This is a genomic window from Paenilisteria riparia FSL S10-1204, from assembly GCF_000525995.1.
Taxonomy (GTDB): domain Bacteria; phylum Bacillota; class Bacilli; order Lactobacillales; family Listeriaceae; genus Listeria_A; species Listeria_A riparia.
This window is the reverse complement of record NZ_AODL01000064.1, coordinates 1-854: the sequence shown is the minus strand read 5'-3', so window position 1 is coordinate 854 and position 854 is coordinate 1. Positions and strand designations below refer to the sequence as shown.

General features: G+C 42.0%; 1 protein-coding gene. It reads left to right on the top strand.

The window, feature by feature from the left end; genetic code table 11:
* Nucleotides 1–38: 38 nt before the first annotated feature.
* A partial coding sequence (locus tag PRIP_RS16005) for a glycosyltransferase family protein (RefSeq protein ID WP_149023868.1) occupies nt 39–854 on the top strand: 816 nt, incomplete at its 3' end.

Here is an 854-nt window from a genome sequence, read left to right as displayed (position 1 = left end):
TCCCGATTGGCAAACCCGTGTTATTACGACGCACCAAAATGCATGAACAACTCCTTGGCGCGGATTACGAATTATTTGTTGATACAGAAGCCGACTTTTTGGAGAAGACACAACTTGCCTTATCTGATTCTGCTGTCTACAGACGTGCAGCCAAAACTCTCTATGAAGCGAGCCAATACTTCACACTGGAAGCCTCTTATAACCGCTTGAAACAACTATTATGGAGTTACAACAAAGAGCCGATGAACTTGCTATTTGCCAGTCATGATTTGAAGTTTATGACAGACATCATCGACTATTTACAAGCGCAACCATGGATAAAGGTAAAAATAGACCACTGGAGCAATCATACCGAGCATGATGCGGCCAAAAGCCAAGAACTACTCGAATGGGCAGATATGATTTTCTGTGAATGGGGATTAGGAAATGCCGTTTGGTATTCCAAACATAAGAAACCAGACCAAAAGCTACTCGTGCGCGTACATGCCCAAGAAAAAAGAACGCAACACCCGTTTCATTATAATCTCGAAGCCATTGACCATATCATTGCCGTTTGTCCGTTCATTTTAGAAGAAATGCACCGTATTTGCCAGATTCCACGCCATAAAATGATTCTCATTGCCAACACGATTGATACGGAAAAACTCGATCGACCAAAACAAGCCAACATTGATTTCAACATCGGCATTTGTGGCGTTATTCCAAAAATTAAAGGACTCGATCAAGCGTTAGATATTTTTGAACAACTGTGGCAAACCGATAATCGCTATACGTTGTTTATCAAAGGCAAGTTACCAAAAGATGTGCCATGGCTCATGGGACGAACTGCAGAACGCGAGTATTACGAAGCTGTT